Below are 24,654 nucleotides of genomic sequence, written 5' to 3'. Positions count from 1 at the left end.
AACGTCCCGCAAGTGTTGCCCTCGCGTCACAGCGTGCAGCGTCAACATGATTTAAGAATTTCGGGCACTTTGGAATCGCGGAGGGGGCGTCCCGTGAGAAGAGTACTGGCTGCTGTAGCAGTCTTGGCGAGTGTCGCGTCGGGGGCGGAAGCTGCTGATCAAAGCCCTGCACTTTTCACGAAAGTGCGCCCGGCTGACTCCAGTCCACGCTGGACGGGATTTTATGCTGGCGGCAACGTTGGCGGCGCATGGGCAGACCGGTCCGTGAATTTCACGAGTGACGCGGCCTCCGCTTTCATCTTCAATCCTGGAGTTCCGATTGCGCCTGCGTTTGCGGGGCAGGTTGCTCCCAGCCCTCACGATTTTTCGATGAGTGGTGTAACGGGAGGGCTGCAAGCGGGCTACAATTCGCAACTCGATAGCAAATGGCTGGTCGGCGTAGAAGGTGACTTGAGCGCATCCAGCTTGCGCGGCGGCGGTCGTGAAACAACGCCGCTTCTACCCCCAGCTTTCGCACAGACCATCTCGGCTGAGCAAAAGATTGACTGGTGGGGGAGCATTCGTGGGCGTCTGGGGGCGCTGGTCACGCCTAGCGTTCTTTTGTATGGGACCGGCGGCTTTGCGTTTGGTCGAGTAGCGACATTTGACGACTACATCGCGAACGGACCGGGTGGCGCTTTCGGTGTCTCCGTCGCCGGCACTTCATTCAACTGTACGATCGGATCGACTTGCTTCACGGGGACCGATTCCCGCATTCAGGCTGGCTGGACGGTCGGTGGAGGCGGCGAATGGCGCTTTGCGCCTCGTTGGAGCTTCAAGGCCGAATATCTCTACGTTGACCTCGGCAAATCGTCGGTGGCAGTCAACGCACTCGCAACGGGCATCGGTCCGAACCTGTCCAGATACACCGCAAATTTCGGCCGGGCGGATTTCCACGTCGCCCGAGTCGGCGTGAACTATCATTTTTGACGTTTGGAGCAGATCGCGCCCTCGGAATGATAGGGACCTCCGGCAATCGGTCGCGCAAGCCCGCCGGAATGTTTTCCAGTCATAGCCGGAGTCAGGCCTTGTTGAAAAGGTGGGGCTAGAGTGCAGGCGCGCCCACATCGTTCTATCCGTAAGGGCCACCTACCTCAAATACCCCACCACCATCCGCGTCGTCTCGTCCACCAGCACCTTCACCGTCTTCTCCGTCAGCATCTCGGCGTGGTTCAGCACCGTGTTGTGCGCGACGGATTCGATCGCGCTGACACAGATGAAGGTGGCTAATCCCGGGTCGATCTTGCGCATCTCCTTGCGGCGGCTTTCGAGATAGGTGCGCACCAGGGTGTGGACCTCGCGGTTGAAGGCTTCGACCTCGGCGAGCTGGCCGGTGCGGGGGATCTGCTCGGCGAGTACCCGATGTAGTTTCGGGTTGATGCGGTGGGCTTCGATCGCGACGGTGACGAGTTTTCGCACGGCCTTGTCGATCGGGAAGTCGGCGACTTCGGTGAGCGCCGTGCGGACGAGGCCCATGATCTCCTCGTTGTGGCGGTCGATCACGGCGGCGACGAGGGCCTCCTTGCTTGGAAAATACTGGTAGAGCGAGCCGACGCTGACGCCGGCCACTTCGGCGATGCGGTTGGTGCTGGCCTTCTCAAAACCTTCCTTGACCAGAATGCGAGCAGTTGCCTCGACCAGTGCGTCGACGGTGGCGCGGGATCGCTGCTGCGAGGCATTTTTCCGGGGTTTTGTGTGCGATTTGCGGGCCACGGCCTTGTGATCTGAATGCGAGTAGGAAAAGCGAGTGAATGCTCGCATTATAGCGACAAGTGGCGGCGGGTCGGCAAGCCCCTTTGTCGCCGTTTCGAACGCGCCAGATGGGGATGTGGCCATGAGCGTTGCCAGACTTGTGTCGTCATTTCAGTTCTGCCCAGGCGGCTGCGTGTTCGGTGCGCGGGCGCCGCGCGATCCCGCGCCGAGCCTGCAAAGCCGCGCCTTCAACATGCTGCTGCGGCAGCTTCCCTACAAACAGCAGCTCGCATCAGCCGAAGCCGTGCAGGCGCATGTGCAGAAGCTCGCGTTGGAGCCTGTAACGTTCGAGCCGACTGGGCTCGGCCGCGGCGTCGAGGCAACGCTGACCAAGATGGGCGGATGGCCGGTCTATTACACCGCGCCGTCGTCAGGACACGAAGGCTGCAACTACGTCATGTTCCTGCATGGCGGCGGCTTCATCAACGAGATCGTGCCGGCGCATTGGCGTTTCGTCGGCGAGATGACGCGCAAGGCGCGCGTCTCGTGCGTCGTGCCGATCTATCCACTGGCGCCGCGCGCGACCGCGAAGGACCTCGTGCCGGCCACGGCCGAGCTGCTCCGCATGCTGCTGGAAGACGCAGGGCCCGCAAAGGTCACGGTGGTCGGCAACTCCGCCGGCGCGGGGCTCGCGCTCGCGGCCTGCCAATGGCTGCGCGATCGCGGTCATCGGCAGCCGAGCAGGCTCGTGTTGATCTCGCCTGCGGCCGATGCGTCGGTCAGCCGTCCGGAGCAGGTTGCGATCGCGGGCGCGCGATCCGATCCAGGACATTCCGGGGATCGTCGAGGCGGGACGGCTCTATGCCGGTGAGCTCGATGTCGGCCATCCCTTCGTCAGCCCGCTCAACGGCGCATTCCGCGCGCTGGCGCCGATGACGATCTTCGCAGGCACGCGCGATCTGCTCTATCCTGATAGCGTCGATCTCGCGGAGCGGGCGCGGGCGGTGGGCGTGCCGGTCGAGCTGCATCTCTTGCGTGACCAGCCGCACAATTATGCGCTGATGCCGACGCCGGAGGGACGGCGGGCGCGTGCGATCATCTTGCGTGAGGTTGGCTAGGATTGCGGCGTGATCATTGTCACAGAGCGCGCTGCCGCGAACGGTCTGGCGCTGCGAGCCCGCGTGGAGCGATAAGGCGGCCCCCGGGGCGTTTCCTCCTAGATCAGTCGTCCTGGTATCCGTCGACCCGGAACCAGTGGTTTTGCGGGGCCGTCAGGCGTGGCCCTTGATCTCGTAGTGACCCGGCACGCATTTGTAGCGCTCGAGGCGCCAGTTGGCGTGATAGATCGGATGCTCGCCCATCCATTTGGCCAGCGGTGCCTGCGCACCGATCGCACACTGCATCATCGACATTTCGGGCGTCATGTTGCTGTCGGTCACGATTTCCTCGACGCAAGCGCCCGAGGCAGATGCACCTAGCCGGCAGAGCACGGCAACGACGGTCACAAACATTCCTGTCACCTCATCGGTAGTTTCAGACCACGAAGAGGATGCAAGCGGAGTGCCAGAGCTTGTGACACAAACAACACGCTGGCCCGGACGACTCGACCTGGCGTCCACCTTCATTTGGCGATTCGGATTGTAAAAAAATTGCCATTAACCCGAAGCCGGACAAATACGGGGAACCCGCAGGAAACCCCCAGGAATGATCGATTGTCAGAGCAGCGCCGCGTATGAGCCACTTCACAAGGCCCGCACGGCCGATACGATTCCTGGCGTTGCGGGCACTCGTCAAAAGAGCGGGGCTGCCGCAGCACCACAGGAAACGCGAGGGCGGACCATGAAGGTACGACCGACCGGCGTGATCCCGCCGATGACGACGCCGTTCCGGAAGGACGGCGAGATCGACCTTGAGCTCGTGGCGCCCCAGGTCGACTGGATGATCGGTGCCGGCGTGCACGGCGTCGCGGCCGGCGGCTCCACCGGCGAGGGCCACACGCTCGACCATGAGGAATATCGCGACCTCATGGAAGCGACGGTGGCGGCGGTTAAGGGACGCATTCCCGTGATCGCCGGCATCATCGTCGATTCCACGCGCGATGCGATCCGCCGCGGCAAGCTGGTCCGCGACATGAATGTCGCCGCGCTCCAGGTCACGCCGGTGCACTATCTGTTCAAGCCGGACGACGAGGCGATGGTCGCGCATTTCCGCGCCATGGCGGATGAGACCGGCATGCCCATCATCATCTACAACGTGGTGCCGTGGTCGTACCTCTCGCCGGCGCTGCTGACGCGGATCATGACCGAGGTGCCGCTGGTCGTCGGCGTCAAGCAGAGCGCGGGCGATCTAAAACTGTTCGCGGACCTCATGATGATGGCGCCCGACAAGCTGATCGATGCCCTGATGTACCCGTCCTACACGCTCGGGGCCCATGGCTCGATCGCCGCGATCCTGACGGCGGCGCCGCACGCCTCCGTAGCATTGTGGGATGCGGTGAAGGCGGGCGACCATCCGCGCGCGCTCGATCTGCACAAGAAGCTGCTGACGCTGTGGAACGCTGTGATCGCCGACAATCTTCCGGCTTGCACGCGCTATGCGCAGATACTCCAGGGCCTGCCCAGGACATATCCGCGCGCGCCGATGCCGGAGGCATCAAGTGCGCAGCAGGCCGCGATCCGCAAGGCGCTCGAGGGCCTCGGCGCGCTGAACGGGGCGCGCATCGCGGCGGCCGAATAGTCCGCGGCCCGAAATAACCGACGTCGAACGGCAGCGCCGATCCGCTTTTACCTGCGGATGCGGCGCTGCTACATTTTGCGCGCGCGTCAGCGCGTAGCGATGAAGAAACATACCAAAAAGGGAGGGGCCGAAAGTCCCATGAAGGATTTTGCTGGAAAGATCGCGGTCATCACCGGCGGTGGCACGGGAATGGGGCGCGAGCTCGCGCGGCAGCTCGTTGCCGAGGGCTGCAATGTCGCGATGTGCGACGTCTCCGAGGCCGCGATGGCCGAGACCAAGCGGCTGTGCGAGGTCGAGAAGCTGCCGCAGGGCCTGCGCGTCACGACGCATGTCGCCGATGTCGCGATCGAGGATCATCTCAAGCGCTTTCGCGACGAGCTCGCCGAGCAGCAGAAGACCGACAGGATCCATCTCTTGTTCAACAATGCCGGCATCGGTGGCGGCGGCAGCCTGTTCACCAACACGCGCGAACAGTGGGAGCGCACCTTCAACATCTGCTGGGGCGGGGTCTATCTCGGCGTGCGCACCTTCCTGCCGATGCTGGTCGCGGCCGACGAGGCCCACATCGTCAACACCGCCAGCGTCAACGGCTTCTGGGCCTCGATCGGCATGAACCAGGCGCACACCGCCTACAGCTCGGCCAAGTTCGCGGTGAAGGGATTTACCGAGGCGCTGATCAGCGACCTGCGCCTGCACGCCCCGCACGTCAAATGCTCGGTGGTGATGCCCGGCCATATCGGCACCTCGATCGTCTCCAATTCGCGCAAGGTGCAGAGCGCGGACGGCTCGGAGCGGCTCAACGGCGACGAGGTCGCGCTGACCCGCAAGCGCATGGTGGCGGCCGGCGTGCCGGATGCCGACAAGATGTCGGACGAGGACATCCAGGCGGCGTTCGCCGAGCGCGCCCGCAGCTTCCTGGAGGATGCGCCGACCACGGCCGCGCAGGCCGCGAAGATCATCCTCGACGGCGTCAAGGCGGAGCGCTGGCGCATCCTCGTGGGCGAAGACGCCAAACGCCTCGACGAGCGCGTGCGCGCGACGCCGGAGCAGGCCTATGACCGCGCCTTCTTCGAAAGCTTGACGCAGGAGGTCGGCTGGCGACTCGGCTGAGACTGCTTTGCCGTGGCGACCGGCGACGCGCGCATATAGGTATGATGATCGTCATGACAAGAGGTGCGCAGGTCATTTGACGTGCCACCTCCTGCCATTGTTCACAGCCGTGTGACGAATTGGAATGTCACGCATGCGACGCGGTCCATCGTTCAAGCATTGTTCAAGCGATGGTGATGGCAAACAGGTCTCATTCGGCGCACGGCAGCTTGGTTGGCGAACCAAAATAGTTTAGTCAATCAGGGGTAACGCGATGATAGAGCGTAGCTCCGATGATACCCGCATGCCTCTCCGACGACTGGACCCTTTGCCCGGAGCGAGAGGACATCTCCGCTGAATTCACGCGGCTCCTCACCGCGGCCCAGGAGGGCGGCGCCACGATCGCGGAATGCCTGATGATCGCGCGGCAGCTCAAGCGGGGCGACGAGCAATCCTGGCATCGCGAGTGGAAGAAGCTCGCGCGGACCAATCGCCATCGTGCCGAGGCCGCCTTCGCGGAAGGCCACATGGCCACCGCGCAGCGCAACTGGCTGCGGGCCCTCAACTACTACGGGGCAGCGGCGATGCCGCTCGATCCGGCCGACGAGCGGCGCTGGGTTGCGGTGCTGGCGATGCAGGAGTGCGCCCGCCGCTATCTCACGGCGCGCGCGCCGGCCGGCGAGGTCGTGACGATTCCCTGGGTCGAGGATCATGCGTTGCAGGGCTACTTCCTGCCCGCGCCGTCGGTACGAGGGCGGGCGCCGACCGTGATCTGCATCGGCGAGCCCGGACATCGCAAGGAGGAATTCCTGTTCAAGCTCGCGCCGCATGCGCGTGAGCGCGGGTTGTCGATGCTGGCGCTGGACCTGCTCGGCGACCAGCGCGACGACTTCACCGATACGCTTCTGCAGCGCCGCGACCTCGAGAGCTCGATTGCGAGCGTCATGGATTATCTGGAAACGCGCGGCGACGTCGATTTCGACCGCGTCGCCATCGTGGCGGACGGGTGGGGCTCCTCGTTCGTGGCGCGCGCGGTGTTGCAGGAGCCGCGGCTGGCTGCGGCGGTCTGCGACGGCGGCCTGTGGGATCTGCACGAACGATCCTTCTTCGCCAGCCGATTCGCGATGAGCGACCTCAGCATCGTCCCGGTGCCGCATTCACCGCTGATGGCCTCCAGCGCCGATTGTCCGGTGCTGATCACGCTCGGCGAGGATGGCTGGCTCAAGGCCGACCGGGCGCGTCAGATCGTCCAGAAATCCCGGCTCGGCAGCTCCGACATCGCGCTGAAGGTGTTCACCGCGGCGGAGACCGGCGCGGCGCAGGCGCATGCGGACAATCCGAGCCTTGCCAACGAATACATCTTCGACTGGCTGGAGAGCCGACTCGGCGCCGGGCGCGGCGCCTGAGCGCGCAATCTCGCTCAGAAATCGAGCGAGATCCTGACGCAGGCCTTTTCCAGCCGGGTCTTCAGCGTCGCGAGCTTGGCGGTGAATTCCGTCAGCTCGTTCTCGTCGAACTCCTGGAAGACGAATTCGCGAATCGTCTTGTACTGCTCGTTGAGGCTCGCAATGTGCTTCTGGGTCTTGTCGACCAGGGAGAGCCGCACGACCCTGGCGTCGGTCGGCGAGGGCCGCCGGCGGAGCAGGCCCTTCTTTTCCAGCAGCTTGGACTGGGTGGTGACGAACGAGGGATCGACGTGGAGCAGCTTGGAGACCACGTTGACTGGTACGCCGTCGTCCTTGTCGAGGTCGGAGATCGCCATCAGGATCAACCATTGCGGACCGCTGATGCCGAGCGTTCTCGCCCAGAACTGACGCAGCTCCTCCAGATACATGTTGATCGAGGAGATCTCCCAGGTGAAGCGCCTGATGATATCCAGGTTGCCGATGGGGCGCAGGCGCGCTCCTTCTTTCCTCGTCGCGGACACAGCATCACTCCCGTGAAATGATTCTTCAGGCCGGTGTTCGTGGCGGGGCATAGTCCACGCAAGCCTGCCCTGACGCAAGTGCAGAGCAGGGTAATTTTGTCACTAAAACTACAAAGATGAGCCGGTCAGTATATTTGTCCGGCCCGGGTGTTGCGCCCGGGGCACAGGTTTAGTGAAACCACAAAGCTTACCAAATAAACTATTTTGATTAGTGGAACGGCGCAGGCATATTGCTCGGCGACGGTGGGGGGTACTCGATCGTCCCGTTGCAGGTGGTTCGCTCACGTCCCTCGCGTCGAAAGCGGGTGTGTCCGAAAGCGCGAAGCGGCCGAGCGGATTTGATGAGACGGGGATCTGGGGGGCCTCACGGTCCAGTCTCCGCAAAATGAGCAACTTGGAGGTTTTAAATGAAAATGGTGAAGAGCCTTTTGCTCGGCACTTCGGCGGTTCTGATCGCCGTCGGCGGAGCTCAGGCAGCCGATCTTCCGGTCAAGGCCAAGGCGGTCGAGTACGTGAAGGTCTGCTCGCTCTACGGCGCGGGTTTCTACTACATCCCGGGCAGCGACACCTGCATCAAGCTGGGCGGCTATCTGCGTGCCGAAGTGGCGCTCAATGCCGGCGGCAACTACAGCGCCCAGTACAACAACGTCTTTGCGGCGAACAACCGCCTGACGAACTACTACTCGATGCGCGCTCGTGAAGATCTCAACATCGACACGCGCACCGCGACCGAGTACGGCGTGGTCCGCACCTATTTCGATGCGGTCTTCACCTGGACGACCGGCAACTATGTCGGCACCGGTTCGGGAACGGGCGCCACCCAGTACAGCGGCACGCTCGGCCTCAACGCTGCGGGCACGGGCCTCGTCGGCTCCAGCGGCGGCAACGTCAACGGCACCGACGGCAACCTCTCGGGCGGCTCGCTCGGCGTCTACTACGCCTTCATCCAGTTCGCCGGCTTCACCCTGGGTAAGGCGGTGTCGCAGTTCGACGCGCCCTGGATCAACTATCCCGGCAACAACTTCGACCAGCTCGTCGGCGGCAGCGGCACCACCAACGGCGTCGTTCAGGCCACCTACACGGCCGATTTCGGCCAGGGCGTGACGGCCGCGTTCTCCTTGCAGGATCAGACGCAGGTCTTCCAGACCAACCTCTGGAACACTGCCGGCATGAGCACCACCGGCGTCCTCGGCGGTGCCTACGGCTCGAACAACCTCGGCGGCACCCGTGCTCCCGACATCGTCGGCATGGTCCGCGTCGACCAGGCCTGGGGCCTGTTCCAGGCGTCGGTCGCCGCGCACGACAACCATGTCGGCTACTACGGCGCGACCGAAGTCACCGGTCATCCGGAAGACAAGTGGGGCTGGGCCGTCCAGCTCGCCTTGCAGATCAAGAACATCCCGACCGGCGCCGGCGACGTGATCAACATCTCGGGCGTCTACACCGACGGCGCGAGCCGCTACAACTTCCAGGAGCTGGCCGCGACCAGCTACTCGATGTTCGGCAGCTCGAACGCGGCGTATCAGAGCATCGGCTTTGCCGGCGTATCTGACGCGGTGTTCGCTCCGGGCGGCGGCCTCGAGCTGACCAAGACCTACGGCTTCCGTGGTGCCTACACCCACAACTGGAGCCCGTTCTGGAACACGGCCGTCTACGGCGCGTGGGCTGCGGTCAACTACAGCGGCACGGCGAAGAGCCTGATCTGCGGCAGCGCCGCGTTCGCCACCCTGACCGGCACCTGCAACCCGGACTTCAACATCGGCCAGGTGGGTGTCATCACCCGCTGGACGCCGGTGAAGAACCTGACCTTCTCGGCCGACTTCACCTACAGCCATCTCGACCAGAAGTATTCGGGCGTGATCACGACCGGTGCTCTGACGGGCGTCGCCAAGCCGGCGGCCACCTACGAGCTGAAGGACCAGGACACCTACAGCCTGCTGCTGCGCGCCCAGCGCAACTGGTAAGGTTGGTCCATCGGACTTGATGAAGCCCCGGCGGGAAACCGCCGGGGCTTTTTCGCAGATAGGGCCTTTCGGAAAATCCGGCAGCCTCTGCCGGGAACGAAGACGAGCTATGCGATTCGATCTCCCTCAAACTTATTTACTTACCTGAGTTAATCAGCTATATAGCTCTCAGCCAAATACGAAAGTTGCGGCTCTTAGCTTCACGCTAAGCCTCCAGGAACCTCCGGTGATGCCCCGCCGGAGGTTTTTCTTTTTTGGAGAGCAGGGCTCAGCCGCGCATCATGCGGGCGCGCGAGTTCGGCCGGTAGGCGAGGCGGCTGTGACCGGCGCAATAGGACTGGCCGTCGGGCGCGGCATTGCCGCAGAAGCAGAAATCGTCTTCGCCCGGGCTCGAGATCGGCCAGCGGCAGCGGTTCTCGGACAATTCCAGCAGCGAGCAGCGATTGGCATCATCGATCGGGCCCGCGACCGCGGGCGCGTCGGTCTCGCCGTAGATCGTCGCGAGCATCTCGTATTGCAGCCGTGGCACCGCGCGTGTCGCGCGCGCCGGCGGCGCGAGGCTTCGCTCGAGCCTGCGGTCTTCGACCGCGCGGCTGCGCGTCAGATTGAGCCGGGACAGCTTGCCGATGACCGCGTTGCGGCTGACGCCGATGTCGGCGGCGATCTCACGGCAGGAGAGGCCGGCCTCGAAGTGCTGCTTCAGAAGTTCAATTCGCTCGTCAGTCCAGGTCGGTGAGAGAACAGGCATTGGTAACGGTCCCAGGTTGCAGATGTCGGCCATCCGCCCTGTCGAGATCCGTCCGCCTCACGTCCGGCGCGCGCTCACGTCCTGCCATTGTCGCGAATCGACAAAAGCCCGTCCTTGATGGCGAGACGGATGCCTTCCTCGATCAGGGTTCGTGCGACGCCGGGAACGCTGGTGCCGTGGGTGCCCTGTCTCACCAGTTTCTCCAGGTAGGTGATGGTCGAGAGCGCCAGGGTTACGGGAATGCGGTCAGTCTCGGCTTTTTCGGTGGCCATGGCCCGAACGCTAGCCTCTTACTCGGGTACATAAAAGTAACGATTAAGACTCTATTTAGGTTCGGGGGTGGAAGTCAAATGCGGTCGCGGACCGCAGCTCAGCGCATTGGAATCACTTGGGAATCGGGCGCGCCCCACCGCGCCGCGCGGAAAGCCCGCGCCGCGGCTTGGCGTCTACAGCTCGGAAGGCGTCGGCCGGCTCAGCCGTGCACGATGGCCTTTTCGATCATGCAATGGATGCCCTTGGAGCCATTGACGGTCTGGGTCACCCGCAGATCGGCCGCCAGGCTGCACAGGGTGTAGGCGTCCTCGCGCGACAGGTTTCGCCGCTCCCCGAGCAGGGCGATCATGTCGCGCAGCGCGCGCACCACGCAACTGTCGAGGTCGGGGTCCATCGCCATGGTCATGTAGTGCGTCGCCGTTTCGGCGCGGGGATAGTCGAGCTTGAGATCCTTGCGCAGCGTCAGGCGGAAGCGGCCCTGCAGCGCGGTCTCGATCGCGGTGACGCAGACCTCGCCGTCGCCCTGCACGCCATGTCCGTCGCCGCAGGAGAACAGCGCGCCCGGAACGAACACCGGCAGATACAGCGTCGCGCCGGCGCCGAGCTCCTTGTTGTCGAGATTGCCGCCCATGGCGCGCGGGACCAGCGAGGAGATGCGGCCCCAGCTAGGTGGCGGCGACACGCCCATCACGCCGAAGAAGGGTTTCAGCGGCAGATCGAGGCCCCAGGGCAGGCGGCCGACCATCCGCGCCCGGTCCAGCGGGATGTTGAGGATGCGCGTCTCGTGGAAATCGTCGGGCAGGGTGCCGGACAGCGGCTTGATCATGTTCCAGCCCCAATCCTGCCGGAGCTGGACGTCGAGAATTTCGACCGCGAGCACGTCGCCGGGCTCGGCGCCTTCGACCGCGATCGGGCCGGTGAGGATGTGGCCGGGCAGCATGCGCTCGCTTTTGGCATGGACCTCGTACATCTCCGGCGGAATGTGAAATCTGTCGCGGTCGGGCAGCATGTCGGGACCGCCGCTGATGGTGTCGACCGTCACCTCGTCGCCGCTTTTTATCGTCAGCACCGGCTTGAGCTTGGCTTCGAAGAAGCCCCAATGACAGGTCTCCGGGCTGGAATGCAGGTGGTGATGGGTCATTTGCGGCCGTCCAATCGGTTCTTGCTTGTCATGCCCGGGCTTGACCCGGCGAGTGATCCTCTTTCAAGAAGATTTCCGATCATGGACGGGCCGGTCAAGCCCGCGCATGGCACGTCATTCGAGCGAGGCTCCCCTGTATTTCGTCCTGTCCAAGACCCTCGGCACGGCGCTGCTGCCGATCAATCTCCTGGTCGAGCTCGGCATCCTGTCGCTGGTGCTGATGCTGACGCGCTTTGCCGCGCTCGGTCGCAAGCTTGCGGTGACCACGCTGGTCCTGCTGGCGCTGGCTGCGTTCTCGCCGCTCGGCAATCTGCTGCTCTATCCGCTGGAGTCGCGCTTTCCGAAATGGGACCCGTCGCGGGGCGCGCCCGACGGCATCATCGTGCTCGGCGGCTCGGTCGACACCGATCTGTCGGCGGCGCACCGCACGCCGGTGGTCTCGGCCGCGGCCGATCGCATGCTGGCACCGGCCGAGCTCGCGCGCCGCTATCCGAATGCGCGCATCGTCTTCACCGGGGGCTCGGCGAACCTGGTCTCCACCGATGCCAAAGAAGCCGACTATTCTGCGCCGATCCTGGAGAGCTTCGGGATCCCGAAGGAGCGCCTGATCGTCGAACGGGACTCGCGCAACACCTGGGAGAATGCGGTCTTCACCAGGCAATTGGTTTCGCCGAAGCCGGGCGAACGCTGGCTGCTGGTGACGTCGGCCTTCCACATGCCGCGCGCGATGGGGATCTTTCAGAAGGCCGGATTTGACGTCGAGGCCTATCCGGTCGACTGGCGCATGGGCGGGCGTGATGATCTCTTCGCGTTCACCCATCTCGGCAAGGAAGGTCTCGGCAGGACCGACGTCGCCATGCGCGAATGGATCGGTCTTCTGGCGTACCGGATCATGGGCCGGACCGGCGAGTTGCTACCGGGGCCGGGCAGGGACTAGAACAGGGTCGCAAAACAAGAACACAGCACCGGCGCGCGATGCCGGTCGGGAGGACGCGATGCAGCAGCAGAGTGCAGAGAGGATCGACCTTGCCGGCCTCGTCGCCGATCTCAACAGCCTGTTGCGGCTGAAGACCACAGTGATCGGCATGAAGCTGTTCGCGCAAGCTGCCGACATGGAAGCGATCCCGAAGATCCGGCGGCCGAATGCGATCCACACCACCGACCAGATCGTCAGCATGGCCGCGCGGCTGGGCTGGACCGTCGGCATCACCGCCGACGACCTTGTCGGCGCGCAGTGCCGCGCGGTGATTGGGCTTAGCCCCCAGGACGACAAATGGCTCGCCGGCGAAAACTATGTCGGGGTCTGGCACGGCACCGCGGAGGACGCGCGCAAGCGCCAGGAGGCGCTGGACGTGGTTCCGTTCGGGCATTATCAGGCGCTCGCGGTCAGCCCGCTCGCGAGCGGCCGGCTCGATCCGCCCGACATCTGCCTCGTCTACGCGACGCCGGGGCAAATGATCATCCTGATCAACGGGCTGCAATATACCGGCTACAGGAAATTCGAGTGGGGCGTGGTCGGCGAGACCGCTTGCGCGGATTCCTGGGGCCGGGCGCTCAAGACCGGGGAGCCCAGCCTGTCCTTGCCATGCTATGCCGAACGGCGCTATGGCGGCGTGCCGGACGAGGAGATGCTGATGGCCTTGAAACCGTCGCATCTCGCCAAGGCAATCGAGGGCATGAAGGCGCTGGCGAAGAACGGCCTGCGCTATCCGATCCCGCCCTATGGTATTCAAAGCGACGTCCGTGCCGGCATGGGCGTGAGCTACGCGAAGAAGTAAAGGCCAGTCATGAGCTCTGCGAAATTCGACATCGTCGTCTACGGCGCGACCGGTTTCACCGGCCAGCTCGTCGCCGAATATCTGGCGGCGCATTACAAGGACGACAAGGCGCTCAAATGGGCGATGGCGGGCCGCAGCCTCGACAAGCTGAAGGCGGTGCGCGATGCCATCGGCGCGCCCGCCGACACGCCGCTGATCGTGGCGGACGCGTCCGACGCGGCCTCGCTGAAGGCGATGGTGGCGCAGACCAAGTCGGTGATCACGACGGTCGGTCCGTATCAATTCTATGGCGAGGACCTGTTAGCTGCCTGCGTCGCTGCGGGTACGGATTATTTCGATCTCTGCGGCGAGCCGGTCTGGATGCGGCAGATGATCGACAAGTACGGTGCGGCCGCCAAGGCAAGCGGCGCGCGCATCGTGTTCTCCTGCGGCTATGATTCCGTGCCGTTCGAGCTCGGGACGTTCTTCGTGCAGGAAGAGGCGAGGCGCGTGTTCGGCGCGCCGGCGGCCCGCGTGAAGGGCCGCGTGCGCGACATGCGCGGCACGCTGTCAGGCGGCACCGCGGCGAGCGCGAAAGCGACCTTCGATGCCGTCGCCAAGGATCTCAGCCTTGTCGCGATCCTCAACGATCACTTCGCGCTCACGCCCGGCTTCACCGGCCCGAAGCAGCCGAAGGGCAACAGGGCCGCTTACGAAGAGGACCTGCAATCCTGGGCCGCGCCGTTCATGATGGCGCTGATCAACACGCGCAACGTCCATCGCTCCAACATGCTGATGGGCTTTCCCTACGGCCAGGACTTCGTCTACGACGAGATGGTCCTGACCGGCCCAGGCGAGAAGGGCGAGGCCAACGCGAAGCGCGTGATGGCGGCCAACGCCGAGAAGACCGGCCCGAATGCGCCGAAGCCGGGCGAGGGGCCGTCGAAGGAGGAGCGCGAGAACGGTCTCTTCAACCTGCTCTATGTCGCCATCGCGCCCGACGGCCGCATGGTCCGCGCCGGCGTCACCGGCGACCGCGATCCCGGCTACGGCTCGACCTCCAAGATGATCTCCGAATGCGCGATCTGCCTGCTGCGTGACGCGACGGACGTTCCGGGCGGCTTCTGGACCCCGGGCGCCGCGATGCAGCACAGGCTGATCAAGCGGCTGCAGGACCATGCGGGGCTGACGTTCGGGGTGGAAGGCTAGCTCGGTATCGTAGGGTGGGCAAAGCGAAAGCGTGCCCACCACTTCTGTCGTGATCGCTGACAGATGGTGGGCGCGGCGCGTTGCGCCTTTGCCCACCCTACGGCAGCGTTCGTGCCGCTACGCCGCTCGCGCGTCATACGCGTACATGAACTCCATGCTCTTCGAGCCCAGCGGCAGCAGCCATTTCAGCATCTGATTGCGCATCCACGCGCCGGTGGCGCTGAACTCGCGCTTGCTGTTGCCGTTGCGGCGGGCCATGGCGACGATCTTCTCGGTGCGCGGGCGGCGCTCGGCCTCGAAGGCCTGGAAGGTGGCGCCGAGTTCGTGGCCCTCCTGCATCAGCCGCGCCAGCCGCATCGCGTCCTCCAGTGCGAGCGAGGCGCCCTGGCCGGCATGGGGGCTGGTGGCATGCGCGGCATCGCCGATCAGCAGCGAGCGCTTGCGCGACCAGGTCGGCAGGGTCGCGACGTCGAGCGTGTCGGTGACGACGATGTTCTCGGCTGCCTCGATGATATCAGGGATCGGATCGTGCCAGCCGCGGTGGAATCCGCGCAGATGCTGCTTCAGCGTCGCGGGGTCGAGCGCGCGGAACATCGCCGCGTCCATGCCGTGCGCGGGCTGCGTGCTCCACCACATCACGCCGTCGTTCGGATCCGGGCTGCAATAGCCATAGCCGAAGAAGCCGCTCTGGCCGAAGGTGGTCTCGACATGCCGGCCGATCGGCCTGCCGTCGAGGACGGCGTACGGCACGAAGCCGCCGAAGCCGATCAGGCCGGTGTCGAACGGCTGCGGGCCATCAGGCACGACCTGGCGGCGCACGACCGAGTGCACGCCGTCGGCGCCGATCAGGAAGTCGCCCTCGGCGGTGGTGCCGTCGGCGAAGTAGGCGATGATCGGCTGGTCGCCGCGATCCTCGATCTTGATCAGGCGCTTCTCGAAATAGAGCGAGACGCAGGCGCACCAGGCCTTGTCGATCAGGATCTCGTTCAGCGCCGCGCGAGAAATGTTGACGGCCGGCTGGCCGAAGCGCCGCGCCATGTCGCGGTTGATCGAGCCGAGCTTCTCGCCGCCCTGGGAATAGAAGTCGAAGGCTTCGGCGACCGAGCCGCGGCTGGTCAATTCGTTCGCTAGCCCGATCTCGTCCATGACATGCATGCCGTTCGGCGCGATCTGAAGACCGCCGCCGATGCCCTTTGAATAGGGCCACGCCTCGTAGATCGCGGACTCGATGCCGGCGCGGCGCAGCAGGATCGCGGCGACGGGCCCGGCGATGCCGGCACCGATGATCAGGGCCTTGCGGGGACGATAGGACATGACTTGCTCCCGACGTTTCCGTGGTGCTAGGAGAAATTACGGTCGCTAAATCTCTTAGTGACTAAGATATATGTCGAGTAAGATAAGAGGCGGACCTTGTCAAGGACGAAGGCGCGCGCTGCGCTGTTGCAGGAGCTCGAGGCGGCGATGCGCAGGTCCTCCGCGCAGGGCGTGCTCTATGGCCAGACCGTTGCGAACGTTGCCGGAATCGCCAACTCCGACCTCGAATGCATGGACATCCTCTATCTCGAGGGCCGCGTCACCGCGGGCCGGCTCGCAGAGGTCACTGGGCTTACGACCGGCGCGATCACCGGCGTGATCGACCGGCTCGAGAAGGCTGGCCTCGTGCGCCGCGAGCGGGACGAGAAGGACCGCCGCAAGGTCTTCATTTCCGTCGTGCCGGAGACGGCCATGAAGATCGGCCAGCTCTACGTGCCGATGCAGCAGGCGATGGAGAAGGTGTTCGGCGCCTATTCGGACGAGGAGCTGCGCCTGCTGCTGCGCTTTGCGACCGAGGGCTACAAGGGCGTGCTCGCGGCGACGGAGGCGCTGAAGGGCCTCATCGACACGCCGCCGGAGAAGCGCCCCGATCTCAAGCTGAAGAAGCTTCGTCCCTGACCTTGTAGATCTGCGCCGCAGCGATCATGCCCCACATCGCGCCCAGCATCATCCAGAAGTGGCGCCAGTGGTCGGTGTCGATCACGAAGCTCTCGCCGACGGTGCCGACGAAGGCGGAGAAGATCGCGAGATAAGCGCGCTGCCAGGGTACGCGGACGAAGATGTGCCTGAAGCCCATGATGACGGTGGTGAAGACCAGCGCGGGATAGCACACGCCGGACAGCCAGCCGCCGGACATGAAGGCGTTGAGGTAGGAGTTGTGGGTGTCCTCGGGGAAGTAGCGGTGGAATTGCAGGGGGCCGATGCCGAACGGCAGGTCGAGCGCCATCTCCGCACCGAGGATGTGCCGGCCGAACCGGCCGAAGCGGCCTTCGTCATAGCTCTGGTCGAAGCTGGCGCGCTGCTTGAACATCTCGGCGGTGGCATCGAATGACAGCAGCACCGCGATCAGCGCGAGGCCCAGCACGGCGGCGACGATCGCCATGATGACGATGCGCGAGCGCTGCGCGTTGGTGCGGCTGGTCAGAACCATCAGCGCCAGCATGAAGGCGGAGGTCAGCACGAGGCCGCCCCAGGCGGCGCGCGAGAACGCGAGCAGGATCGCCAGCGACATGATGCCGAAGGCGATGACGTTGCGGAACGCCTTGCCGAGCTTGTCCGAAACCACGCTCTGGAGCGCAAACAGCGCCGGCAGGATCAGGAAGGCGCCGAGCACGTTCGGGTCCTTGAACGTGCCACGCGCGCGTCCGTAGAGTGTGAGGAGGTCGTCGCCGCCCGGCACCAGGTGGAAGTAGCCGGCGACCGCCAGGAGTGAGGCGATCATCGCGCCGACCACGAGCCCTCTGCGGAGCATGTCGAGCCGGGCCGCGGTGTCTTCGGAGGTGACCATCGCGAAGAACACGACAGTCACCGCCATGTACCAGGAGGTCGCGATCCAGCTCACCACCTCGGGCTGCTCGAACAGCGGGATCGCGCTGATGGTGTAGCCGACATTGAGCAGGACCAGCATCAGCACCAGCGGCATCAGCACGAGCCGCAGGCGCAGGCCGGTGGCGAAGAAGGTGACCGTGGCGAGCAGCGTTGCGATCTCGTAGGGGCTGGGCTCGATGAAGACGATGGCGCCGGAGGCGCCGACCAGCCACACCAGCGCGCGCTGGAGCGCCAGCACGCCGGGCGCGGCCGGTGCGGCCAATCTCACTCCACCGGCTGTCGCCGCATACGCCATCACACGCTCATACGCTTACGCAACTGGTACACCACAACTTCCGCCGTCATGCCCCGCCTAGTGCGCACTTGCGCACGGGGGGCGGGGCATCCAGTACGGCCGAGCCGTTCGTGGCAGTTCTCGCTGCCGGTGATTACTGGATCGCCCGGTCAAGCCGGGCGATGACAGCGGGGCTCTGGCACGACAATACTCAATACGCGTTCTCGTTCTTGGTCAGCAGCGAGACCGGCGTCTTCAGGAGAATGACGAAGTCGAACAGCGCCGACCAGTTCTCGATGTAGTAGAGGTCGAACTCGACGCGCTTCTGGATTTTCTCTTCGTTGTCGATCTCGCCGCGCCAGCCGTTGATCTGGGCCCAGCCGGTGATGCCGGGCTTGACGCGATGGCGGGCGAAATAGCCGTCGACGGCTTCGTCGAACAGGCGGCTCTGGAGCTTGCCCTGCACCGCATGCGGGCGCGGGCCGACCAAAGAGAGATTGCCGGAGAACACCACGTTGAAGAGCTGCGGCAGCTCGTCGAGGCTGGTCTTGCGGATGAAGCGGCCGACGCGGGTGACGCGCGGATCGTTCTTGGTCACCACCTTCGACGCCGTCGGGTCGGCCTGGTGGTGGTACATCGAGCGGAACTTGTAGACGTCGATGCGCTCGTTGTTGAAGCCGAAGCGCTTCTGGCGGAACAGCACCGGCCCCGGGCTGTCGAGCTTCACGGCCAATGCCACCAGTCCCATGATCGGCAGCGCTGCGAGCAGCGCGAGGCCGCCGACGATGCGGTCGAACAGCCACTTCATCACCAGGTCCCAGTCGGTGATCGGGGCCTCGAACACGTCGAGCGTCGGCACCTCGCCGAGATAGGAATAGGAGCGGGGGCGGAAGCGCAGCTTGTTGGTGTGCGCGGAGAGGCGGATGTCGACAGGCAGCACCCAGAGCTTCTTCAGCATCTCCAGGATGCGCGTCTCCGCGGAGATCGGCAGCGCGAACAGCACGAGATCGACGCGGGTGCGGCGGGCGAACTCGACGATGTCGTCGACCTTGCCGAGCTTGCGCGCGCCGGCGCAGGTGTCGAGCGCGCGGCTGTCGTTGCGGTCGTCGAACACGCCGAGCACGTGGATGTCGGAATCGTCCTGGGCCTTCAGCGCCTCGACCAGCTCTTCGCCGTTGCGGTCGGAGCCGACGATGATGGTGCGGCGGTCGAGCCGGCCCTCGCGCGCCCAGGCGCGCACCAGCGAGCGCAGCACCAGGCGCTCCGCGATCAGCGCGGCGAGCCCGAGGAAGTAGAAGGCGGCAAGCCACAGCCGCGACATTTCGCTGCCGAACTTGGCAAAGAAGGAGACACCGATGAACAGCAGGAAGACGAACGACCAGGACGAGATCATCCGCGTCATCTGCCGGAGCTGTCCGCGGAACAGCTGCACCTGGTAGATGTCGGCGGCCTCGAAGCAGACCACGGCAGCGACCGCGACGGCGACGATCTCCGCCGGATAAAGCCAGCTGAAGCCGGCGAGCGGCATGACATAGCCGACATAGAGCGCGATGCCGACGAGGCTCAGCAGCGCGAAGTCGATAGCGCGCACAATGCCGGCGATCACGATCGGCGAATAGGCGCGGGCGACCTTCTGGTTGACGACTTCGAGCGCGGCGGGCGAGAGCCGGCGGCGGCGCTCCACAAAGGGCTGGTCAGCGGGCTTCGCCGCGGCACTGGTCGCGGCATCGAGCATCGAGCGTGCGTTGAGCGGTTCCACGGGCGTCCACGTCCATTCCAAGAACCCGCGGGCAACGACTTTGCGGCCCCGGGCAAGCATCCCCTGGCACTCGATTACCGAATAAATCGGAAGATTTTCTAAAGCGGCCTTAAGGATGGTTAATGATTGGCAAATGCATCGCGGTAGCCCGCGAGCACGCCGTCGACCATGGCCTGCTGGGAGAAATGCGCGGAGATCCGCTCGCGCAAGGATACCGCGCGTTGCGCGGTCGCTTGCGGATCGTCCAGCGCCGCAGCGATCGCCTCGGCCATGGCCTCGGGATTGCTCGGCGCGAACAGAGCGGGGCTGTCGGTGCCGAAGATTTCGGGGATGCCGCCGATCTTCGAAGCGATCATCGGGATGCCGGCCGCTCCCGCCTCGATCACCACATAGGGCATGGAATCGCCGCGCGAGGGAACGACCAGCAAGCGCCCCTTGGAGAAGCCGTAGCGCGCCTTGACGTGGCCGACGAAGCGGATGGCGCCGGAGAGGCCGAGCTTCTCGACCTGCGCCTTCAGCGCCGCGGTCTCCTCGCCGTCGCCGCCGAGCGTAAGCGTGACCTTCTTGCCGCCTTCGTGCAGCCGTGCCACGGCATCGACCAGCAGGTCCGCGCCTTTGATGTGCCTGAACTCGCCGACATAGCAGAGGTCGGTTGCATCCTCGGCGGTGATGACAGGTTCGAACTCCTCCGGCGTCACGCCGTTGAAGACGCAATGCACCACGCCCTTGGGCGTGCCGACGATGCGCTGATAGGTGTCGCGGGCAAAGGCGCTCTCGAACAGGAACAGGTCGGTCGCGCCCATCAACGAGCGTTCGAGCCGGGCGTAGAACTCGCCCTTGAAGGTGTTGAGCGGATAGTGCAGCGAACCGCCATGCGGGGTGTAGATGCGGATGGTGTCGTCGGTGCGCCGCCGCATGCGGATGAAGGCGCCGGCCTTGGCGCCGTGGCCGTGCATGACGTCAGGCTTGAGCTTCGCGATCAGGCGCCGCATCCGCATCCACACCATGACATCATCGGGCGACGGCTCGCGGCGGATCGCCATGCGGTGCACGCCGAGCTTCAGCCGCGGCGCGAGCTCGGCCAGTGCCTTGTCGGCACGTTCGCCGCCGGTGAGGCTGTCGGCGAGGATCCCGACGTGATGGCCGCGGTCGACCTGGCCGTTGGCGACGTCGAGGATGTGACGGAAGATGCCGCCGACCGGGGCGCGCACGGCGTGCAGGATGCGAAGCGGCTGGTCGGGTGAGGGGGGCATGATCAAAACCAGCGCTCGACGGCGAGTAGCGAACAATTCCAGGAAATATCGAGATGGATTAAGAGCCTTCGTGGTTAACAAACGGTGAGGAGCGCGCGCGCGCGAGGCGCGAGACGACGCGATTAACCCAGCGGCAACCTTAATGGAGTGTAATCGCCGTGGTTGAGGTAGAGTCGCGGCGTTGCCCTGCGGGAGTGTTCGATGCGTTTAGCGTTCTGGCGTGCCGGCAAGGACAAGGCGGTGATCGAGCGGGCTGTTTCGAAGTCCAAGGCCGAAGCCAAGGTGACCGAAACCAAGGTGGCCGAAGCCGCACCGGAGGTTGAAGCCGCCAAGGTTGAAGCAAAGCCTGCGCCTGCTGTCGCGAAGCAGGCCGCAGTCGAATCCGGTGACATCGATCTGCATGCGCTCGGCGCGGCACTGGCGCGCAAGCGCGGCTGGATCATCGTGCCCACGGTGCTGGCGCTCGTCGCGTCCATCGCTGCCGTCAATTTCGTGACGCCGCGCTACAAGTCGGAATCCCGCATCCTGATCGATGGCCGCGAGAACGTGTTCCTGCGCCCGAACAGCGATCGCGCCGAGGAGCGGCAGGCGCTCGACGCCGAGGCCGTCACCAGCCAGGTGCAGCTCGTGCTGTCGCGTGATCTCGCGCGCGAGATCATCAAGAAGAACAAGCTCGCCGAACGCCCCGAATTCGATCCGGTGCTGCAAGGCATTTCGCCGCTGAAGTCGCTGGCGGCCCTCGTCGGCATCGGCCGCGATCCGTTCTCGATGACGCCGGAAGAGCGCGTGTTGGACGCCTATTACGAGCGGCTCCAGGCCTACGCCGTCGACAAGTCGCGCGTCATCGTCGTCGAATTCCAGTCCGCCGATCCGGACCTTGCCGCACGTGTCGCCAACTCGATCGCCGAGGGCTATCTCGTGCTCCAGCAGAATGCGCGCCAGGACCAGGCCAAGAACGCGAGCCAGTGGCTTGCGGGTGAGATCGACAATTTGCGGAAGAAGGTCTCCGATGCCGAGGCCAAGGCCGAGGACTTCCGTTCCAAGTCGAGCCTGTTCGTGGGCACCAACAACACCACGCTGTCGAACCAGCAGATGGGCGAGGTCAACACCCAGCTCAACAATGGGCGTGCGCTGAAGGCCGACACCGAGGCGAAAGCGCGGTTGATCCGCGAGATGCTCCAGAGCGGCAAGCCGATCGAGGCGTCGGAGGTTCTGAATTCGGAGCTGATGCGGCGGCTGTCCGAGCAGCGCGTGACGCTGCGCGCCCAGCTTGCCGAACAGTCCTCGACGCTGCTCGGCAACCATCCGCGCATCAAGGAATTGAAGGCGCAGCTTGGTGATCTCGAAACCCAGATCCGCGACGAGGCCAGCAAGATCTCGCGCTCGCTGGAGAATGACGCCCGGATCGCCAGCGGCCGGGTCGACAGCCTGACCGCAAGCCTCGAGCAGCTCAAGAAGCAGGCGACCTCGACCAACGGGCAGGACGTGCAACTGCGCGCAATGGAGCGCGAGGCCAAAGCGCAGCGCGACCTGCTCGAGACCTATCTCGCGAAGTATCGCGAGGCCAATACCCGCGAGACCATCGACACCGCGCCGACCGATGGCCGCATCATCTCGCGCGCCATCGTCTCGAACACGCCGGCCTATCCGAAGAAGCTCCCGATCGTGCTGATCGCGACCATCGCGACCCTGCTGCTCTCGTCGGGCGTCGTCGTCACCGGCGAGCTGCTCCGCCAGACCGCGCCGCGCGCGGCGGCTGCCTTCACCCCGGCGCCGGCGCAAACCCAGGCGGCGGTTCGCAAGGAACCATTGGTCCAACCGGCGGTCGAGCCCTTCGTCGAACCGGTCATCGAAGAGCCTGCGCCGCTTCAGCCGGAGATGACGGCCGATGCCGGCGTCGCCGAATTCGCCGAGATCGAGCATCTGGCGGGTAGCCTGCGTGCCGCAGGCGCGGCAGCGAAGAAGGTCACGGTGCTCGGCACCGCGTCTGGCGAAGCCGTCACGCTGTCGGCCTTGACGCTCGCCCGCCATCTGGCGCGCGACGCGCGCGTCGTCGTGGTTGATCTGGCCGCGTCCTCGCCGACCATCGCCGCGGTGTCGGTCGATGCCTCCGCGCCCGGCTTGGCCGAGCTGATGCAGGGCGAAGCCTCGTTCGCCCAGGTCATCACCCGGGACAAGCTCTCGCGGCTGCATCTGGTCATGGCCGGCCGTCCCGGCTTCGACCGCAGCCTGCTGCAATCGCCGCGCGTGAGCCTCGCAATCGACGCGCTGCTGCGCGCCTACGACCACGTGCTGCTCGACGCCGGCGGTGCTTCCGACCTTCCGGCGGAGCTGCTGACGACCAGCGCCCGCGCCGTCGTGGTGCCCGATGCCTCGATGGCGCCGGATGCGCGCACGCTGATGCGCGAGCAGCTGAAGGCCGTCGGCTTCAGCGAGGTGACGATGCTGAGCAAGCCGGTGCAGGCGTCGGATGCCGTGGAGCCGCCGCGCGTGGTGGCGGCGTAGTTCTTACCCTCTCCCCTTGTGGGAAAGGGACGAAATGGCCGAAGGCATTGAGAAGATACGTTCTTTTGATCTTCGGCCGCCGGGCGATACTGTAAACCGATACTGTATTTTCCCGGAGCCGCCTATCCCCATTAAAAAAGCCCGGATCGGGGCCCGGGCCCTTTCATGGGGCCCGGATCGGAGGGCGGCCATGCGGCTCAATATCGTCGGGCGGCGAACGGCGCCGTCGTAGTCTCCGGACGTGTACTTACAAAAGAGACGTAGCGGATCAGGCGCGGTGGATGATCAACAGCGGTTCGAAGGGCGGACATCGCCCGAGGTCCGAGTCGGGCCAACGGACTTTGAGCTTAGTCGCTAGCAGTCGATCATGCGAGGGGGCCGACCGGTTCGGCATCACTCTCAGCAGACACCAAGAACTCATTTAGCAGGTGCCGCTTGATCCTAATCGGTTCACGCTCCCCTTGCGAAGCGAGCCAGAGAACACGCTCGGCCACTTCCACGGCAGATCGCTGCTGCTGACGAGTGAACGACGGGCTGGAAAGAACGTCGTCTAGAACGTTGCGGAGCATATGTACTGTTGCCGTGTCGTATGCCATGCGCCAAATATCCCGGCCGTCGAAACAAAATGCGCCGTAGCGATGGCGCAAGGGGAAAGGAAGTGAAGCGTCGCCGGGCTCGAAATAAGCGTCCCGGCAGCGCCTATTCTCTAACTGAGCGCTGAAATCCCAGTTGCCCTGAATTATGCAATGGTCATGCCACAGGTTTGTAACGCGGTTCTCGCTGGCGTGCCGCCATGCTACCGTCGAACGGCGACCGGAAGCCCCGATCGCAATCTACAGTCCAAACTCCCGCCGGCTCGCAAAGGTCGGCGGTTTTTCTTTGTCGATTTACTCCGCCCCCGTTCCTCGCTAAAGCCTATCCGTATTGCAGATCCGAAATTTGATTGTGAGGTAAGATTATGTCGACTGCGATTGAGTTGATTGTGGACGGCTATACAAGACTTAAGGACCGCCAGTCGCTGGAGAATCTGAGGACGCATCGTCGGCGCTTGGCATTCGACCTGAAGGCCAGGACGGGCTTCGATTGTCGGTCGTCTATTGCGCAGCTGGAGCAGGATATCGCGACCATTGAGGCCGAGTTGCAGACGCTTTCAGGGCCGATCGGAGGCTAGGCGCCGGCTCGCAGGGGGGCCTGGGTAACGCCGGGCCGGCTGACCCATCTCGGTCGTTGGCGCGGACGCGCGTCGGAGCGTTCAGCGGTCGGCGTCAGGAATGCGGAGCCGGCTAAGTAGCCAGGCGATGATTCGCTGCTCATCGCCAGGCTTCTTGATCGCCTGTCGGATCTCGCCGAGCAGCTTTTCCCTTTCGGATAGTTCGTGCCGCGTTACGCCGCGCTCTGACCTCAAAGCGCTAATCTGCCTTTGCAT

The 24,654-nt window shown here is 64.7% G+C and carries 24 protein-coding genes; 13 read left to right on the top strand and 11 right to left on the bottom strand.

The features are described 5' to 3' along the window. The first annotated feature begins 12 nt into the window (after window positions 1-12). Window positions 13-969 (top strand): outer membrane protein, encoded by a 957-nt coding sequence (locus tag ACVJ19_RS32795; RefSeq protein ID WP_453953241.1) that lies wholly within the window; start codon window positions 13-15, stop codon window positions 967-969. A 159-nt stretch (window positions 970-1,128) separates the two neighbouring features. Here the strand turns inward: ACVJ19_RS32795 and ACVJ19_RS32790 are convergent, their stop codons facing one another. Continuing rightward, complete coding sequence (locus ACVJ19_RS32790) at window positions 1,129-1,752, bottom strand: TetR/AcrR family transcriptional regulator (protein ID WP_453953240.1); 624 nt, start codon at window positions 1,750-1,752, stop codon at window positions 1,129-1,131. Between the two features lie 121 nt (window positions 1,753-1,873). Between ACVJ19_RS32790 and ACVJ19_RS32785 the strand changes: the two genes are divergently transcribed. Continuing rightward, on the top strand, window positions 1,874-2,602 hold the full coding sequence (locus ACVJ19_RS32785) for an alpha/beta fold hydrolase (RefSeq protein ID WP_456739480.1): 729 nt from the start codon (window positions 1,874-1,876) through the stop codon (window positions 2,600-2,602). Continuing rightward, window positions 2,529-2,849: an alpha/beta hydrolase fold domain-containing protein gene (locus ACVJ19_RS32780; protein WP_456739479.1), complete on the top strand. Its 321-nt coding sequence runs from the start codon at window positions 2,529-2,531 to the stop codon at window positions 2,847-2,849. The genes ACVJ19_RS32785 and ACVJ19_RS32780 overlap by 74 nt, the downstream gene beginning before the upstream one ends. A gap of 153 nt (window positions 2,850-3,002) precedes the next feature. On the opposite strand, the gene ACVJ19_RS32775 is transcribed toward ACVJ19_RS32780, so the two are convergent. Continuing rightward, entirely contained in the window at window positions 3,003-3,242 is a 240-nt protein-coding gene (locus tag ACVJ19_RS32775) for a hypothetical protein (RefSeq protein ID WP_027547402.1), read from the bottom strand. A gap of 328 nt (window positions 3,243-3,570) precedes the next feature. Here ACVJ19_RS32775 and ACVJ19_RS32770 point away from each other — a divergent pair, with 328 nt between their 5' ends. The 3 genes from ACVJ19_RS32770 to ACVJ19_RS32760 all read left to right on the top strand — a co-directional run bounded on the left by ACVJ19_RS32770 (window position 3,571) and on the right by ACVJ19_RS32760 (window position 6,962). Beyond that, window positions 3,571-4,467: a dihydrodipicolinate synthase family protein gene (locus tag ACVJ19_RS32770; RefSeq protein WP_453953236.1), complete on the top strand. Its 897-nt coding sequence runs from the start codon at window positions 3,571-3,573 to the stop codon at window positions 4,465-4,467. A 138-nt stretch (window positions 4,468-4,605) separates the two neighbouring features. Next, a complete protein-coding gene (locus ACVJ19_RS32765; protein WP_453953235.1) occupies window positions 4,606-5,577 on the top strand; it encodes an SDR family NAD(P)-dependent oxidoreductase in 972 nt (323 codons plus the stop codon). 272 nt (window positions 5,578-5,849) lie between these two features. After that, window positions 5,850-6,962, top strand: coding sequence for an alpha/beta hydrolase family protein (locus tag ACVJ19_RS32760; protein ID WP_453953234.1), 1,113 nt, complete (start codon window positions 5,850-5,852; stop codon window positions 6,960-6,962). 14 nt (window positions 6,963-6,976) lie between these two features. Here the strand turns inward: ACVJ19_RS32760 and ACVJ19_RS32755 are convergent, their stop codons facing one another. Continuing rightward, window positions 6,977-7,483 carry a MarR family winged helix-turn-helix transcriptional regulator gene (locus ACVJ19_RS32755; protein WP_453953233.1) on the bottom strand — a complete coding sequence of 169 codons (507 nt, stop codon included), beginning with the start codon at window positions 7,481-7,483 and terminating at the stop codon, window positions 6,977-6,979. A 407-nt stretch (window positions 7,484-7,890) separates the two neighbouring features. Between ACVJ19_RS32755 and ACVJ19_RS32750 the strand changes: the two genes are divergently transcribed. After that, a complete protein-coding gene (locus ACVJ19_RS32750; RefSeq protein ID WP_453953232.1) occupies window positions 7,891-9,447 on the top strand; it encodes a porin in 1,557 nt (518 codons plus the stop codon). Window positions 9,448-9,715: 268 nt separating this feature from the next. Here ACVJ19_RS32750 and ACVJ19_RS32745 read toward each other — a convergent pair whose 3' ends face one another. The 3 genes from ACVJ19_RS32745 to ACVJ19_RS32735 form a co-directional block, all read right to left on the bottom strand. Continuing rightward, window positions 9,716-10,195, bottom strand: a complete 480-nt coding sequence (locus tag ACVJ19_RS32745) for a GcrA family cell cycle regulator (protein ID WP_453953231.1) — start codon at window positions 10,193-10,195, stop codon at window positions 9,716-9,718. A gap of 74 nt (window positions 10,196-10,269) precedes the next feature. Continuing rightward, on the bottom strand, window positions 10,270-10,467 hold the full coding sequence (locus ACVJ19_RS32740; RefSeq protein ID WP_007603456.1) for a hypothetical protein: 198 nt from the start codon (window positions 10,465-10,467) through the stop codon (window positions 10,270-10,272). Window positions 10,468-10,667: 200 nt separating this feature from the next. Beyond that, entirely contained in the window at window positions 10,668-11,609 is a 942-nt protein-coding gene (locus ACVJ19_RS32735; protein ID WP_453953230.1) for an acetamidase/formamidase family protein, read from the bottom strand. A gap of 169 nt (window positions 11,610-11,778) precedes the next feature. Between ACVJ19_RS32735 and ACVJ19_RS32730 the strand changes: the two genes are divergently transcribed. Genes ACVJ19_RS32730 through ACVJ19_RS32720 form a run of 3 tightly spaced genes read left to right on the top strand, consistent with a single transcriptional unit; the run spans window position 11,779 to window position 14,575 of the window. Beyond that, window positions 11,779-12,546 carry a YdcF family protein gene (locus ACVJ19_RS32730; protein WP_453955259.1) on the top strand — a complete coding sequence of 256 codons (768 nt, stop codon included), beginning with the start codon at window positions 11,779-11,781 and terminating at the stop codon, window positions 12,544-12,546. A 58-nt stretch (window positions 12,547-12,604) separates the two neighbouring features. Continuing rightward, complete coding sequence (locus ACVJ19_RS32725; protein WP_453953229.1) at window positions 12,605-13,387, top strand: DUF169 domain-containing protein; 783 nt, start codon at window positions 12,605-12,607, stop codon at window positions 13,385-13,387. Window positions 13,388-13,396: 9 nt separating this feature from the next. Continuing rightward, a complete protein-coding gene (locus tag ACVJ19_RS32720; RefSeq protein WP_453953228.1) occupies window positions 13,397-14,575 on the top strand; it encodes a saccharopine dehydrogenase family protein in 1,179 nt (392 codons plus the stop codon). 117 nt (window positions 14,576-14,692) lie between these two features. Here ACVJ19_RS32720 and ACVJ19_RS32715 read toward each other — a convergent pair whose 3' ends face one another. Then, window positions 14,693-15,889, bottom strand: a complete 1,197-nt coding sequence (locus ACVJ19_RS32715) for an FAD-dependent monooxygenase (protein WP_453953227.1) — start codon at window positions 15,887-15,889, stop codon at window positions 14,693-14,695. Between the two features lie 147 nt (window positions 15,890-16,036). Here ACVJ19_RS32715 and ACVJ19_RS32710 point away from each other — a divergent pair, with 147 nt between their 5' ends. After that, window positions 16,037-16,507, top strand: a complete 471-nt coding sequence (locus ACVJ19_RS32710) for a MarR family transcriptional regulator (RefSeq protein ID WP_453955258.1) — start codon at window positions 16,037-16,039, stop codon at window positions 16,505-16,507. On the opposite strand, the gene ACVJ19_RS32705 is transcribed toward ACVJ19_RS32710, so the two are convergent. The 3 genes from ACVJ19_RS32705 to ACVJ19_RS32695 form a co-directional block, all read right to left on the bottom strand. Further along, window positions 16,482-17,732 (bottom strand): O-antigen ligase family protein, encoded by a 1,251-nt coding sequence (locus tag ACVJ19_RS32705; protein ID WP_453953226.1) that lies wholly within the window; start codon window positions 17,730-17,732, stop codon window positions 16,482-16,484. The genes ACVJ19_RS32710 and ACVJ19_RS32705 overlap by 26 nt on opposite strands. A 190-nt stretch (window positions 17,733-17,922) precedes the next feature. Then, window positions 17,923-19,470: an undecaprenyl-phosphate glucose phosphotransferase gene (locus ACVJ19_RS32700; protein ID WP_453953224.1), complete on the bottom strand. Its 1,548-nt coding sequence runs from the start codon at window positions 19,468-19,470 to the stop codon at window positions 17,923-17,925. Window positions 19,471-19,589: 119 nt separating this feature from the next. Continuing rightward, a complete protein-coding gene (locus ACVJ19_RS32695; protein WP_453953223.1) occupies window positions 19,590-20,723 on the bottom strand; it encodes a glycosyltransferase family 4 protein in 1,134 nt (377 codons plus the stop codon). 201 nt (window positions 20,724-20,924) lie between these two features. Between ACVJ19_RS32695 and ACVJ19_RS32690 the strand changes: the two genes are divergently transcribed. Then, complete coding sequence (locus ACVJ19_RS32690) at window positions 20,925-23,228, top strand: GumC family protein (RefSeq protein ID WP_456739478.1); 2,304 nt, start codon at window positions 20,925-20,927, stop codon at window positions 23,226-23,228. A gap of 365 nt (window positions 23,229-23,593) precedes the next feature. Here ACVJ19_RS32690 and ACVJ19_RS32685 read toward each other — a convergent pair whose 3' ends face one another. Then, window positions 23,594-23,824: a hypothetical protein gene (locus tag ACVJ19_RS32685; protein WP_028154370.1), complete on the bottom strand. Its 231-nt coding sequence runs from the start codon at window positions 23,822-23,824 to the stop codon at window positions 23,594-23,596. A gap of 362 nt (window positions 23,825-24,186) precedes the next feature. On the opposite strand from ACVJ19_RS32685, the gene ACVJ19_RS32680 reads away from it, so the two are divergent. Continuing rightward, window positions 24,187-24,399, top strand: a complete 213-nt coding sequence (locus ACVJ19_RS32680; RefSeq protein ID WP_453953222.1) for a hypothetical protein — start codon at window positions 24,187-24,189, stop codon at window positions 24,397-24,399. Window positions 24,400-24,654: the final 255 nt, after the last annotated feature.

This window comes from Bradyrhizobium sp. USDA 376, assembly GCF_054063675.1.
Note: the sequence above shows the minus strand (reverse complement) of the source record. Positions and strands in the feature narration are given on the sequence as shown.